Annotated in this window: 11 protein-coding genes; 1 reads left to right on the forward strand and 10 read right to left on the reverse strand. The window is 64.6% G+C overall.

Annotated elements, in window-relative coordinates; genetic code table 11:
* Positions 1–8: 8 nt before the first annotated feature.
* From BI327_RS19405 to BI327_RS19440, 8 genes are all read right to left on the reverse strand, one after another.
* Positions 9–1697, reverse strand: coding sequence for an acyl-CoA dehydrogenase family protein (locus tag BI327_RS19405; protein WP_076862408.1), 1689 nt, complete (start codon positions 1695–1697; stop codon positions 9–11).
* Positions 1694–2338, reverse strand: a complete 645-nt coding sequence (locus tag BI327_RS19410; RefSeq protein ID WP_076862409.1) for a TetR/AcrR family transcriptional regulator — start codon at positions 2336–2338, stop codon at positions 1694–1696. Before BI327_RS19410 ends, BI327_RS19405 begins: the two co-directional genes overlap by 4 nt.
* A gap of 356 nt (positions 2339–2694) precedes the next feature.
* Entirely contained in the window at positions 2695–3453 is a 759-nt protein-coding gene (locus tag BI327_RS19415; protein ID WP_076862410.1) for a phosphorylase, read from the reverse strand.
* Complete coding sequence (shc, locus tag BI327_RS19420; RefSeq protein WP_076862411.1) at positions 3450–5411, reverse strand: squalene--hopene cyclase; 1962 nt, start codon at positions 5409–5411, stop codon at positions 3450–3452. Before shc ends, BI327_RS19415 begins: the two co-directional genes overlap by 4 nt.
* Before the next feature lie 61 nt (positions 5412–5472).
* Positions 5473–6723 (reverse strand): hydroxysqualene dehydroxylase HpnE, encoded by a 1251-nt coding sequence (hpnE, locus tag BI327_RS19425; protein WP_076862412.1) that lies wholly within the window; start codon positions 6721–6723, stop codon positions 5473–5475.
* The gene (gene hpnD / locus BI327_RS19430; protein ID WP_076862413.1) at positions 6723–7559 is read right to left on the reverse strand and encodes a presqualene diphosphate synthase HpnD; all 837 of its coding nucleotides are present in this window, start codon (positions 7557–7559) and stop codon (positions 6723–6725) included. The genes hpnE and hpnD overlap by 1 nt, the downstream gene beginning before the upstream one ends.
* Positions 7556–8434: a squalene synthase HpnC gene (gene hpnC / locus BI327_RS19435; RefSeq protein ID WP_076862414.1), complete on the reverse strand. Its 879-nt coding sequence runs from the start codon at positions 8432–8434 to the stop codon at positions 7556–7558. The genes hpnD and hpnC overlap by 4 nt, the downstream gene beginning before the upstream one ends.
* Positions 8435–8630: 196 nt before the next feature.
* On the reverse strand, positions 8631–8870 hold the full coding sequence (locus BI327_RS19440; RefSeq protein ID WP_050420121.1) for a hypothetical protein: 240 nt from the start codon (positions 8868–8870) through the stop codon (positions 8631–8633).
* Between the two features lie 406 nt (positions 8871–9276).
* On the opposite strand from BI327_RS19440, the gene BI327_RS19445 reads away from it, so the two are divergent.
* Positions 9277–9780 carry a hypothetical protein gene (locus BI327_RS19445; protein WP_076862415.1) on the forward strand — a complete coding sequence of 168 codons (504 nt, stop codon included), beginning with the start codon at positions 9277–9279 and terminating at the stop codon, positions 9778–9780.
* Positions 9781–9859: 79 nt separating this feature from the next.
* Here the strand turns inward: BI327_RS19445 and BI327_RS19450 are convergent, their stop codons facing one another.
* Entirely contained in the window at positions 9860–12244 is a 2385-nt protein-coding gene (locus BI327_RS19450) for an efflux RND transporter permease subunit (RefSeq protein ID WP_076862416.1), read from the reverse strand.
* A gap of 295 nt (positions 12245–12539) precedes the next feature.
* Positions 12540–13334: an ethanolamine ammonia-lyase subunit EutC gene (eutC, locus tag BI327_RS19455; RefSeq protein ID WP_076862417.1), complete on the reverse strand. Its 795-nt coding sequence runs from the start codon at positions 13332–13334 to the stop codon at positions 12540–12542.
* Positions 13335–13337 lie beyond the last annotated feature (3 nt).

Raw genomic sequence — 13337 nt, forward strand, 5'->3', positions numbered from 1 at the left:
TTCGGCCCTTAGTGATGGATGACGGAAGCGCGCGCGACGATCCCGGCGAGGCCTTCCGACGAAGGCAGCGTGCCGAAGACATGCATCCCGCCCGCGCCAAGCCTCGAATGCACGAACAGATCGGCGGCAGCGGCGTCGCCATGCCTCAACATCTCGGCAGCCTGCAACGCATGCGCCATGCGGGTGACGAGCACCCTCGCATGCCCGTCGTCGGGATATCGTGCATGCAATCGATCGGCGAGATCGTCCGTGCTCTTGTCATAGACCGGGTTGAGGCCCCGGCTCGCGCGCAATTCATCGATGAACGCGTCACGGCAATCGGCGTCCCTCTGCATCGCTCGCAGCACGTCCATGCACATCATGTTCGAGGTACCTTCCCAGATCGAATTCAACGGCGCCTCGCGATAGAGCCGCGCCATCGCATTCTCCATGATGAAGCCGTTGCCGCCGTGCACCTGCAGGCACTCATAGGTGAACGCCGGCGCGCGTTGGCAATTCCAGAACTTCACCACGGGTGTCGCGACCCGCGCCAGCAGCCGCTCGTGGTCGCTGGTTTGCATACCGTCGGTCGCGCGCGCGACGCGGAATGCGCCGAGCATCGCCGCCTCGCTCTCGAGCGCGAGGTCGGCGAGCACGTTGCGCTGCATCGGAAGCTCGGACATCGGCTTGCCGAACGCGGTTCGCGTCTGCGCGTGGTTCAGGGCCAGGCTCAACGCCTGCCGCATCAGCCCGGCCGAGCCGACCGCGAAATCCAGCCGCGTCAGATGCGCATGCGAGAGGATTTCGGCGATGCCGCGGCCTTCTTCGCCGACCAGGATCGACCAGGTGTCGTGGTACTCGATTTCGCTCGACGCGTTCGAACGGTTGCCGCATTTGTCCTTCAGGCGCTGAATGTGGATGCGGTTGGTGCTGCCGTCCGGCAGCAGGCGCGGCACGAACAGGCAACTGACACCGGATTGGGTGCGCGCCAGCGTGTAGAATCCGTCGGCGACCGGCACCGAGAAGAACCATTTGTGCCCGGTGATCGCATAGATCTCGCCATGCGCGCCGCGCTCGACGAAGCGCGCAGTGGTCTGGGTCTCGCGCAGATCCGAGCCGCCCTGCTTCTCGGTCATCGCATAGCCGATCACCGCCGCACGCTTGGCCTCGATCGGAAGCCTACGCGGATCGTAGTCCGCGGCCAGCGTCCGCTCGCGCCACAGGCTGAATTGCGGCTTGCCGGAAAACCCAGCGATCGCGGCGTAAGCCATTCCGGTGGGACAGCCGACGCCGTTCTCGATCTGATTCCAGAGATAGCTCAACGCCGCGCGCGCCAAATGGCCGTGCGGTTCGCTCGTTGACCAGGCCAGGCTATGGACCTCGCTCTGGAACGCCAGCGCCATCAATTGATGCCAGGCCGGATGAAATTCGACCCAGTCATTGCGGTTGCCATAGCGGTCATGGGTCAAGAGCTTCGGTTCGTGCTCATTGGCGAGCCGCGCGGCCTCCTGCACAGATTCGGAGCCGGCATGGGCGCCGAGCGCGGAGAGCCTGGCCTGCGCCCACGGCGCCATCTCTGCGATCACGCCGCTCAGCGCGCGGTCGTCATCGAACGCGTTGAAGCCGAGCGCCGGCCGCGCCTGATTGCGAACCTCATGGGTCGCGAACGCACTGGCTTTTGCATCCGCGACGATAACCGGCTGAACACGCTCATTCATGCGGAGACTCTCGATACAGGGGTCAATTCAGGCGTGGCGTGGCGAAACAGCATGCGCGCGGACAGCCCTGCGATCGCCTGCGCGATCGTCCTTGCCGCATCGGAATCGGGGGCCGCTTCGGGCGCCAACGGGCCGACCAGTGCCTCCATGAAGGCGCCGGCCACGCAGGACGCCGCGACGTTGGCGTCGATCTCGACGAACTCGCCATTGGCGATGCCGCGCCGGACCAGCCTTGCGATCTGATCGGCCAGCGCCGCCCGGTATTTCAGGCGAGCCGCGTCGATCTCGGGGTCACAGGGTTCGGCGATCAGCGCGTAGGCCAAACGGCGGCCGCGCATCGCCCGGACCGCGAAGGTGTAGATCGCATCCACCAGACATTGGGACGCAGATCCCTCGGCCTCGACGATCGCGGCCACCACGGCCACCTCGCGCTCGGACACCAGGGCGAGCACCTGCGCGTACAGATCCGCCTTCGAGTCGAAGTAGCGATAAACGCTGCCGGTGGCCACGCCCGCCCGTGAGGCGATCAGGGCGATCTGGGCATCCTTCCACCCGCTCAGCGCCACGGCTTCCCTGGCGGCATCCAGAATGCGCGCCTTGGTCTCGACGAGTTGGTTGAGACGAACCGCAGCGATTGCCATAGTGAACCTTAATTCATGAACACAGGATCATAGTTCATAGTCAGCCGAATGCCAGTGCCTGTCAAGCATCCCCCGGCCACCTGCCGCCGCAAGACGGCACCCGGTCGTGCCAACGCGGCGGCGAGCGGGTGCCATAGGGCCTATGGATCCATTGGGAGCGTGGCGAGGGCGACAGCATGGCGGTATGCCCCTCGCCTCTCAGCAGGCAATACGGGCTGGCAGGTTCCCGCTGAGCGTGCGGAGCCGGAACGGCCTGGCGTCGACCCAACCGTCAGCGCCAAAGCAAAAGGCCCGATCGCGAGGCGATCGGGCCTTTGTTGTTTGGGCTTGATGCGGCGAGAGCCTCGGGACCTGGATCAGGCCGCCTTCGCCGTGATCAGAACGTCGTCCACCGGCATCAGCACGTCATTGCCGAGCAGGAAGCCGCGGCAGCTGCGCAGCGAGCGCAGCGCGCGGTTGAAATCGATCCCGGTCGACACCAGCGCCCGCAGCGTGCGCGGATTGCGCGCGATGCCGCGCAGCACCTTGCGCAGGTCGATGTCGCCGTTCGGCTTCACCGCGGATTTCGCCAGCTCCGGCAGCGCCCGGTGCGCGGGATCGCTGATCACGCGCAGTGCGGCGAACGGAATGCGTGCTTTGGCGGCATAGGCCGCCGCGATATGGCTCTCCATATCGACTGCGGCTGCGCCCGTCATCGAACGCAGCGCGGCCTTGCAGGCCTTCGCCGCGATCACCTCTTCCACGCCGGCGAGGCCGCCGCGGACGATCCGGCGGCGCTTCAGCGCGGCGCTGGCGATCATCTCCTCGTTCAGGGCGGATGCTGCCAGGAAACGCGTATCGCCCGACATCACTTCGGTCGCGACCACGACGTCGCCCGATTTGAGCGACGGGTCGAGCCCGCCGGCCACGCCGAACGAAATCACGCCACGGAAGGTGGTCGGATCCAGTGTCGCCAGCAATTCACGCAGCTGCTGCGGATCGCTGGAGCTACAGATGACGATCATGCCGGGGCCTGCCGCGATGCGGGCCTCCTGCACCAATCCAGTCACAATCAATACCGGCCGAGGATCAATTCTACTGCCCACGGTCTCGGCGGCCCCCGCCTCAACAATCACATCCCGACCCCTACCACCCTGCTATTGGTGCTTCTCAAATTCCGATACCGCGCCAGCGCCCAGAGCGGAAAGAACTTCGAGTAGCCATGATATCGCAAGTAAAATACCCGCGGAAACCCCGTAGCCGTGTATCGCTGCTCGTCCCACAGCCCTTTTTCCGTCTGTGTTGCCTTTAGGTACTCCACCCCCCGCGCAACCGCGGGATTTTCGACCTCTCCGGCCGCCATTAATCCAAGCAAGGCCCATGCCGTTTGCGAGGAAGTCGATGGCGCAACTTCATAACCCTTGTAATCCAGCCGGTAACTGACGGCGTCCTCGCCCCATCCGCCGTCCTGATTCTGGACCGACGCCAGCCAGTCGACCGCCTTCCGAATCATCGGATCGTTGCGATCGACGCCTGCGACATTTAGCGCACAAAGCACCGACCAGGTGCCGTAGACGTAGTTCAGGCCCCAGCGGCCGTACCAGGAGCCCTCGGCGAGCTGGGTGCGACGCAGGTAGGCAATGCCGTCGGCCATCACCTTGCTGCTCTCCGCAGTCTCGCCGAGCTGGCCCAGCATCGAGATGCAGCGCGCGGTGACGTCCTCGGTAGGCGGATCGAGCAATGCGCCGTGATCGCTGAACGGGATGTTGTTGAGGTAATATTCGAGGTTGTTGACGTCGAACGCGGCCCAGCCGCCGTCGCGGCTCTGCAGCCCCTCGATCCACTCGCGGCCGCGTGCGATCGCCTCGTCATATTCCCGGGTTCCGGTATGACGCCGCACGCGATCCATCGCCATCACGACGACGGCGGTGTCGTCGAGATCGGGATAGTGGTCGTTGTTGTACTGGAACGCCCAGCCGCCGGGACGGACGTCCGGCGCCTTGACCGCCCAATCGCCCTTCAGCTCGAGCACCTGGCGTGGCTTCAACCAGTCGAGGCCTTGCTTGGCCTTGGCGAGCGTATCGTCGCCGCCCGCTTCCTGCAGCGCATGGCAAGTCAGCGCGGTGTCCCACACCGGCGAGACGCAGGGCTGGCAATAGGCCTCGTCGTCGCCGATCACGAGCAGCTTGTCGATGCCGCGGCGGGTGATGGCGCGCGGCGGGAAATTCTCGTCCTTGCCGAGCGCCTCGTACATCATGACGATGTTGGCCATCGGGGGATAGATCGCGCCCATGCCGTCTTCACCGTTCAATCGCTCTTCGGTGAAGGCGAGCGCGGCGTCGATCGCGCGCTGGCGCAGGCTGTTCGGAAACATCGGCTCGATCGCGCGCAGCACGGCGTCGAGCGAGCGGAACAGATAAAACCAGCTCGCGCTCTGATGCGGCGCCTTCGGCGCCATGCGCACCGATTTCGGGTCCTCCAGGAACAGTTCGTCGATGCCGACGCCCTTCGGATTCTTGGCGCGCGGCTTCAGCGCGGCGAGCACCATCAGCGGCACCATCGTGGTGCGCGCCCAATAGGAGATCTTGTTGATGTGGAACGGCGACCACATCGGCAGCAGCATGATCTCGATCGGCAGCACCGGCGTCGCGCGCCAGGTGACGACGCCGTAGAGCGCGAGCAGGAAGCGCGTGAACACATTGCTGCCCGAAGCGCCGCCGCGGGACCGGATCGCCTCGCGCGCCCGCACCATATGCGGCGCGTCGACGGAATCGCCGATCATCTTCAGCGCGAAATACGACTTCACGCTGGCGCTCATGTCGAACGGGCCGTCATGCACCAGCGGCCAGCCGCCATGCGCGCCCTGAACGCGACGCAGATAGTTGCCGAGCTTGGCCTCGAGGGCGGCATCGACGGGCTCGGCGAGGTAGTGACGCAGCAGGATGTATTCGGCCGGAATGGTGCTGTCGGCCTCGAGCTCGAACACCCAGTGCCCGTCGGACTGGCGATAGCCGAGCAGGGCTTCCGTTGCCTTGGAGATGCTCTTCTCCAGCGCGACCGGATCGACTGCAACGCCGTGATCTCTCGAAAGCATTTCGCTCGATATCCTCTTCATCGCGGGCCGGCTGGAGCCGCGCCCACTCAACAGGTCGAATCTAACGCCTGGCCAGAACCAGATCTGCGGCGCGATCACCTGATCGCACCGATCCCTCGATGGTTGCTGGCAACCCGGTAGCAGTCCAATCGCCGGCAAGGAACAGGTTTTTCTGCGCCGTTGCGGCCCCAGGTCGCAGCGCGTTCTGCTCCGGCGTCGCCTCAAATGTGGCGCGACGCTCGCGCACGATCTGCCAGGGCGGCAAGTCGCCGGACACGCCGGACGCCTTGCAGATATCCCGCCAGATCGCCTGCGCGAGTTCCTCGCGCGGCATGTCGACCAGGCGATCGCCGTTGCTGATCGTGATCGATAGCCGCTGCGGGAACGCGAACAGCCACTCCACGAGGCCGCCGACCACGCCGAGAATGGGCGCGGCGTCGCGCGGCGGATCGACGCGGAAATGCGCGTTGACGATGGCGCGGAATTTGGTCGGCGTTTTCACGCCGGGGAGCAGCGATGCCGCAGCACGCGGCGGCACCGCGAGCACGACGGCATCGTCGGTCGCCAGCACGATCTTGTCGCCACCGCCAAAGTCGAGCTCGCTGACGCGATCACCGGACATGCCAAGCGTACGCAATTCGTGACTGAACTGGACGCTGTGCCCCCGCTCCTGCAGCAGCTTCACGGCCGGCTCGATCAAGACCGAGCTCAGGCCGTCGCGCGCGATCAGCGGACGGCAGGCCTGCCCGCCGGCAAGCAGCGTCTCGCGCACGATGGCGCCGGCAAGCCCGGCCGAGCCCTCCGGCGGATCGACGTTCAATGCCGCGAGCAGCAGCGGCTGCACCAGGCGGTCATACAGCGTGCCCTTGCAGGGAATGGTGTTGCCGACCAGCGCCTCGGTGCCGGCCCAGGCCAGCGGCGCCAATGCCAGATAGTCGCGCAGGGTGGTGTCCGGCACGCGGCGCGCCTCGTCGAACACCCACAGCGGCAGGCGGGAATCGCCGAGGTCGAGCTGCCAGCGCTGGCCGGTGGCCAGATCGACGAACGGAAACTGTGCGCGCGCGGGTCCGACGAGGCCGGCCTCGGTGCCGATCGAGCGCGCGTAGCCCAGCGCATGGCGATTGCCCGACAGCAAGAGATGGTTGCCATTGTCGATGGTCAGATTGGTCGCGGCGTCGAAATAGGAGCGGCAGCGTCCGCCGGCCTGCTGCGTCGCCTCGTGGACGGCCACCTTGTAGCCGCCATTGGCGAGCCGCACGGCGGCAGAGAGGCCGGAAATACCGGCACCGATGATATGAACGGTCTTTTGCATCAGATGATCGCGTAACGGAGAAGAATGCCGATCTTGGCCGCCTTGGACACACGCACCGGCTCACGCGGAGCGGCGAAGCCGCGCGCGATCAACAGATCGAGGATCGCACGGTAGTATTTCGACATGATCCGCGGCGCACGCACGGCGCGGCGCGAATTGCGCTTCATGATCTCGTCGGACTTCTGGAAATGCATCTTGGCGCGCTCGGCGAGCGGCGTGCACACCTTCGGCAGCGCGCGATCGGCGGTGACGCGTGCCGGGTCGTTATTGGTAATGCCGGCGTGCCAGAGCCATTCGCGCGGCAGATAGAGCCGGCCGAGCCCGGCATCCTCGTCGATGTCGCGCAGAATGTTGGTGAGCTGCAGCGCGCGGCCGAGATGGTAAGCGAGCTGGATGCCATCGTCCTCGGGCAGACCGAACACGCGCACCGACAGCCGGCCGACCGCGCTCGCGACGCGATCGCAATACAAATCGAGCGTCGCGAGATCCGGCGCGCGAATGTCCTGCGGCACGTCCATCTCCATGCCGTCGACGATCGCGACGAAGTCCTCGCGCTTCAGGCCGAAGGTCTTCACCGACGCGACATAGTCCTTGAGGCGCGCCGGCGGACGTCCCGCATAGAGCGCGTCGATATCGTCGCGCCACTGCTGCAGCGCGGCCAGCCGCTCCGGCCGCGGCCCGTCGGAATCGGCGATGTCGTCGACCTGCCGGCAGAAGCTGTAGATCTGGAACATCGCCTCGCGCTGCGCGCGCGGCAGGATCCGCATCGCGGCATAGAACGAGCTGCCCGACGCGGTGCTGTCGTAATTTGCGTTGGCCGCCGCCTCAGCACTCATGCGCCTGCCGCCGTCCTGGATGCTGCACGCCGTCCGGTCGCGCGCTGCGCGGTCTCGCCGGCGACGCCACCGAGGCTCTGCAACAGCAGCTCGACCTTGCTCAGATGCACACGCTCGCTGAGCGGATCGCGCACCTTCAACATGTTGACGATCTTGTCGGCGAACGCCTGGATCACCGAGATCTCGAGCCCGAGCCGGAAATCCTTCACCTCAGCGGCGAGCGACTTGCTCTCATCGAGCAGCGCTTCGGTCCGCACCGCGAGTGCCTGCAGGCACTTGAGCAGGGCCGGCTGCGACTTCGCCTCGCCGAGCATCTCGACGGTTGCGCCCGCGGCGGCCAAGGCATCGCGCGGCAGATAGACGCGGTTCAGGTTGCGGTAGTCCTTGCCGCAGTCCTGAAGATGATTGTTGATCTGCAGACCCGCGCAGAGCGCATCCGACGCCGCCCAGGTCGAAACATCCTCGCCATGCACGTCGAGCATGAAGCGTCCGACGGGCATCGCCGAGTACCGGCAATAGTCGATCACGTCATCCCAGGTCTCGTAGCGCAGCTTGGTGACGTCGAGGCGGAACGCGACCAGCACGTCGAGCGCGTGCCGCGGCGGCATGCCGCGCTCGGCCAAGGCCCGGCGCAGATTGACGGCCTCCCTCTGCGTCTCGCCATTGCCGAGCAACTCGGCCTCCATGAGGTCGAGGTAGCGCAGCTTCTCCTCCGCCGGCAGCGTGGCGTGGTCGGCGATATCGTCGGCGGTGCGGACGAAATTATAGAACGCCAGGATCAGGGCACGATGCCGCGGATGAATGATCCACGATGCGACCGGAAAATTCTCGTCGCGATGGGTCTTTCCGGATCGCAGGTCGCTCGCGGTGGTCATGGGAAATTTGGGCTACACCTGGTCAGGGCACGACGCAGGCGCGAAAGCTCGGCGCATGCGGGGGATTTGCGAGCCCCATATAGGGGAATACGCCACCAAAACCAATGCTATCTGTGACCGCCAGCATATGTGGCCGCGGCCGGCATGGCTGCCAGCCGCGGTGTCGATAGCGGTCCCTTGAGACCTGAATTCGGTCTTACTGGCCGTGGGTCTTCAGCACCTGGTCACAGGCGGCGCTGATCTTGCTGCGGTTCTGCTGCAGGCAGGCGAGAATGGTGAAATCGCCCTGATCGATCACGGAGCGGCAGTGACGCTGCACGTCGCGCGTGCAGGCCTTTTGCTCATCGGGTGTACCGCGTCCCTGCTGCTGCTGGGCGACGGCGCTGGACGCGAGCGGGATCGACAACAGGGCAAGTGCCAAGAGAAATTTACGCATCGTATTCCTTCATTTCCGACAGCAGAAAATCTGTTCCCGAAAAGCGCTTCGGCATGGCCGGGACGGATTTTGGGGATTTCAGACGCCACGTAACGCGGCAACGGACTGACGACAAGCACCGCTAAATGCGGCTAAATTTGCGGCGCTGTAAACCCCCGCATAAGCCGTTGATTCACAACAATGATTCATGCCATCACTTTGTCGCGTTCAGGTATTGCGGATGGCACCCGCGCAAAGCTACATCGATCACAGAGGCCGACGGTTTCTGATTCTGTTCGGTGACAATATTCGGCGTCGCGCGCCGATTCTGTCGTTTGAACCTAACATTCTTCGGTGACACTAAACCTTCGATGCGGCGAGACGCTTTCTTGCGTAAGGAGCGTTGATTTTGATGGGAAAATTCACAATGAAACTGTTTGGTTCCAGCCTTTATGGTCAGGCTCTCAGGGCTGTGGGCGTCGGCGCCGCGCTGATGCTGTCCGCCTCCGCCGTCCATGCCCAGGCCAGCGGGCCGTTTGCCGGTTTTGCCGGGTCGTGGACCGGAACGGGCACGGTGGCGTTGTCCAACGGCACGACCGAACGCATTCGTTGCAAGGCGGATTACAAGGTCGCGCCATCGGGCATGAACCTGAAGCAGTCCCTGCATTGCGCCAGCGACAGCTACAAATTCGACCTCTCCAGCGACGTCACCAGCCAGGGCGACCGGATCTCCGGCAACTGGAGCGAGGCGAGCCGCAACATCTTCGGTAATCTGCAGGGCACCGCAGGCGGCGGACGGATCGACGTGTTCGTCGAGGCGTCCGGTTTTGCCGCGAACCTGAACTTGCAGACCAACGGCTCCAAGCAGGTCGTGCAGATCGACTCCAAGGGTGAGATCCGCGGCGTCTCGATCACGATGACGAAGAGCTGACGCTCCCGCCGATTTCGCAGGCGAATAAAAAAGGCCCGGTTCCGAACCCTTCGGAACCGGGCCTTTTGTTGTCAGCACATCAGGCCTTTTCGATCGGCGCCGGCTGCCCGCCTTTGCCGCGCAGCTTTTGCGACAGGTTGATCAGGAACATCGAGGTCGGCCGCAGGATGAAGAGATCCGCGACCAGCGCTGCGACCATCGAGAACGCGCTGAGCCAGCCGAACAGACGCAGCGACGGCAGGTCGGAGAACACGGTGACGACGAGGCCGCAGGCCAGCACCACCGTGGTCAGGATCAGCGCAGGACCGACCAGGACGGTGGCACGCTCGACCGCGAGTTCCGGCGTGACACCGGGCTTGGTCTCGAGCCGCAGGCGGTTGAGGAAGTGGATGGTGGCGGAGAGCCCGAGGCCGAACGACACGGTCAACGCCACCACGCTGGCGAATTGCAGCCCCTCCCCGAGCAGCCACAGCACGGTGCCCGACAGCACCACGGGGAAGATGCCGGGCAGGATGCAGGAGAACATCACCACGACCGAGCGGAACGCGAGCCCGATGAAAACTGCCACCAGCAGGAATTCAACGGTCAGGCCACGGTTCAGTTTTTCGATCATGTTGGCGCTGTTGCGCGCTGCGATCACCGATAGGCCGGTGACCGCGATCTCGTAACCGGGATGCTCGGCGCGGACCTTGTCCAGCGAGCTATCCAGCTTGTTCACCACCGGAAGCAGCTGGCTCGAGTCCAGATCCGGAACCCGGCCCGACACCACCACCGCATCCTGATCCGCCGAGATGAAGCGGCGCACCAGATGCTCGGGAATCACGCCGACATACTCCTTCAGCGTCGCGACATCGTTGCTGCCGGCCTTTTCGGCGAGCCAGCGGCGCAGGGTTTCCAGCGACCAGACGTTGCCGACGCCCGCCGCGGTTTCGACCATCGCGTGGACGTCGGCGATCGTCTTCAAGGTCTCCGGCGAGTAGAGCGATTGACCCTTGGGGAATTCGATCAGCACGTCGACCGGATTGGCGCCGGTCAGCTTGGCGTCGAGCCGGCTCGACGCCGCCACCGCCTGCCGCTTGTCCGGCACCTGGTCGGCGAGCCGGTAGCGAGGCTCGAGATTGGCGTAGATGATGCCGAGACCGCCGACCACGATCACCGCGATCAGGCTGAACAGCCCGGGACGGCCCACCATGCGCACCGCGATCCAGTAGCAGAAATTGCGCAACGCCTGGACGCCGGCATCGGCGCCCTGGAACTTGACCGCGAACACTTTTTCGTTGCGTACCAGAAGCATTCCGAACGCAGGCACCAGCGAGAGCACTGCGATCAGCGCGATGATGGTCGCGGCGAGCCCGGCCTCGCCGAACTTGCGGATCAGGTCGGAATTCGAGAATTGCAGCGCGATGAACGAGATGCCGGCAGTGCCATGAGTCAGCACGCAAGCCGGACCGACCACCATCACCGCGTTCCTGAACGCGGTGTACTTGTCCTGGCCGGCGATGAGGCGGTCTCGTGCCGCAAACGTCAGCTGCATCGAGTCGGAGAAGCTGATCACCATGATGAGCGGCGTCATCACGTTCAGGAACATGTTGAGATTGAAGCCGGCCCAGCCGAGGCCGCCTAGCGCCAGAAGGATCGCAATGATCGGCGGGAATGCGGCGATCACCATGAACGATATCTTGCGGAAGAAGATGATCGCGATAATGCAACCGGCCAGAATGCCGAGGATATTGTAGGTCAGCCCGTCGCGCTTGACCGCGTTGCGGATCTCGAGCTGCATAACCGGAACGCCGGAGAGCTGGGCGTTGAGTCCGCTACCGCTGAGATCGTCGGCCATGATCTTTCTCATGTCCGCGACGACTTTGCTGAGCTTGTTGCTGCCGACGACCTCAGGCTCGAGCGACAACACGATCAGCGCGAGCGTTCCATCCTCGGACAACAGCTTGCCGCGAATGATCTCGTTGGATTTGACGGTCTCGACGAATTTGTCGTAGGCGGCGCCTTGCGGCAGCTCGGACGGGAACAGCGCGGCCGGCAGCTTGCCGGGCTCGGGCGCCTGACGCGCCGAAAACAGCGAGACCAGACCGCGCACGCCCTCGACCAGCTGTAGGTCGGTGACCATGTCGCGCACCTTTTCGAGGTTCTCGCGCGCAAGGAGCGTCTTGCCCTCGATCACAACGAGCACATCGAACTCGGTCGCGGGGAAGCGTTTGGTGACCGCTTCGTACTGCTTGTAATCCTTGGAATTGGAACGGAACAACTGGCTGAGCGAGTCGTCGATCTTGATGCGCTCGATGCCGAAAACGGCCGCGACCATCAGCGCGAGCAGGATGATGACAGACAGGACCGGCGCCTTGATCGCGATCAGGCCAATACGCTCCAGCCCGAATGCGATGCTCGGGCCCGCGTGTGGCTCTTCGACCTTCTCGACGTGGACCTGACTTTCGGTGTTCTTTTCGAGCATGCCCTGTCCAGTTCTGAAAACGGCTCAATCTGTCTAGCTTGGGTCTAAAGCGCGATGAGATCGGGTTGAATCATCGCGCTTTAGCGTCTTGTTTGCGCATGATCTTTTCGGAAAACCGCTTGGCACTTTTCCGGATCATGCTTCAGGGGCGCGAATGAGGCGGGTGAGCGCAACCGATCGGCGCTAGTCCTTGAAAACACGCGAATATTGACCGGCGCCGGTTTTACCTGTCCGCCCCTTCGCTCGCAAGCGCGAGGCTCGCGCCAAATCGACCGGGAACCGCCGATCCCCAGCATTAAGTAACTGATTTGCCACACCCCGGGAGCGCATTCTGTGACGATCCACCGCCGCTTTCATCTTTCAGCGCGACCCCCGTGATCTGGCGCGCCAGTCCCTCACGCACAAGCCACGAAATCCTGAACGCGGCTTCCGCATAGCTCAGCCCGGCGCGATGGATGTTGGAGACACAGTTGCGGTCGGCGTCGGTGAGACCGATCCGCGGCGCGAAGGTCAGATAGGCGCCAAGGCTGTCGGGCGCGGAAAGGCCGGGCCGCTCGCCGATCAGCATCACCAGCATGCGAGCGCCGAGGATGGCGCCGATCTCGTCACCGAGCGCGACCCGCGCGCCCGATGCTGTGATCACCGGTCCCGCGTCGATCCTGTCGGCCGCAAGTTGCGGCACCAGATGCCGGACCAATTCGACGGCATGCACATTGACCGCGGTCGGGGACAGGCCGTCACCGATCACGATCGCGCAGGAGCACGCGGTGATACCGCTCCCCTCCAGCGATCGTCGTGATGCGGAATCCAGCATGCGGCCGAGATCGGGCCGGCGCAGATAGTCGCGCCGGCTGGGCGCCTGGCTCGACACCTCGCGCGGCGCGAGGCCGAGGCCGGCAAGACCGGCCGCAATCCCGCTGACGTCGAAAGCCGCGTGAACCGCGTCGCGGGCGCGGGCATGGTCGAGCGTGAAGGAGAGCAGCGCATTGGTCGGCAGGCTGGCCCCGGATCGGCCGAGACCGACGCGGGCCGGCGTCAGGTCGCGCAGATCGGGCAGCGAAGGGGATGATGGCGCCGGCGGTGTCGTCATGCT

It is taken from the genome of Bradyrhizobium mercantei (assembly GCF_001982635.1).
In the GTDB taxonomy this organism is placed as follows: domain Bacteria; phylum Pseudomonadota; class Alphaproteobacteria; order Rhizobiales; family Xanthobacteraceae; genus Bradyrhizobium; species Bradyrhizobium mercantei.

What these genes read in the sequence shown, in the direction of transcription:
- BI327_RS19405 (WP_076862408.1), bottom strand. Translation starts at nt 1,697, where the DNA reads ATGAATGAGCGTGTTCAGCCGGTTATCGTCGCGGATGCAAAAGCCAGT.
- BI327_RS19410 (WP_076862409.1), bottom strand. Translation starts at nt 2,338, where the DNA reads ATGGCAATCGCTGCGGTTCGTCTCAACCAACTCGTCGAGACCAAGGCG.
- shc (WP_076862411.1), bottom strand. Translation starts at nt 5,411, where the DNA reads ATGCTTTCGAGAGATCACGGCGTTGCAGTCGATCCGGTCGCGCTGGAG.
- hpnE (WP_076862412.1), bottom strand. Translation starts at nt 6,723, where the DNA reads ATGCAAAAGACCGTTCATATCATCGGTGCCGGTATTTCCGGCCTCTCT.
- hpnD (WP_076862413.1), bottom strand. Translation starts at nt 7,559, where the DNA reads ATGAGTGCTGAGGCGGCGGCCAACGCAAATTACGACAGCACCGCGTCG.
- hpnC (WP_076862414.1), bottom strand. Translation starts at nt 8,434, where the DNA reads ATGACCACCGCGAGCGACCTGCGATCCGGAAAGACCCATCGCGACGAG.
- BI327_RS19440 (WP_050420121.1), bottom strand. Translation starts at nt 8,870, where the DNA reads ATGCGTAAATTTCTCTTGGCACTTGCCCTGTTGTCGATCCCGCTCGCG.
- BI327_RS19445 (WP_076862415.1), top strand. Translation starts at nt 9,277, where the DNA reads ATGAAACTGTTTGGTTCCAGCCTTTATGGTCAGGCTCTCAGGGCTGTG.
- BI327_RS19450 (WP_076862416.1), bottom strand. Translation starts at nt 12,244, where the DNA reads ATGCTCGAAAAGAACACCGAAAGTCAGGTCCACGTCGAGAAGGTCGAA.
- eutC (WP_076862417.1), bottom strand. Translation starts at nt 13,334, where the DNA reads ATGACGACACCGCCGGCGCCATCATCCCCTTCGCTGCCCGATCTGCGC.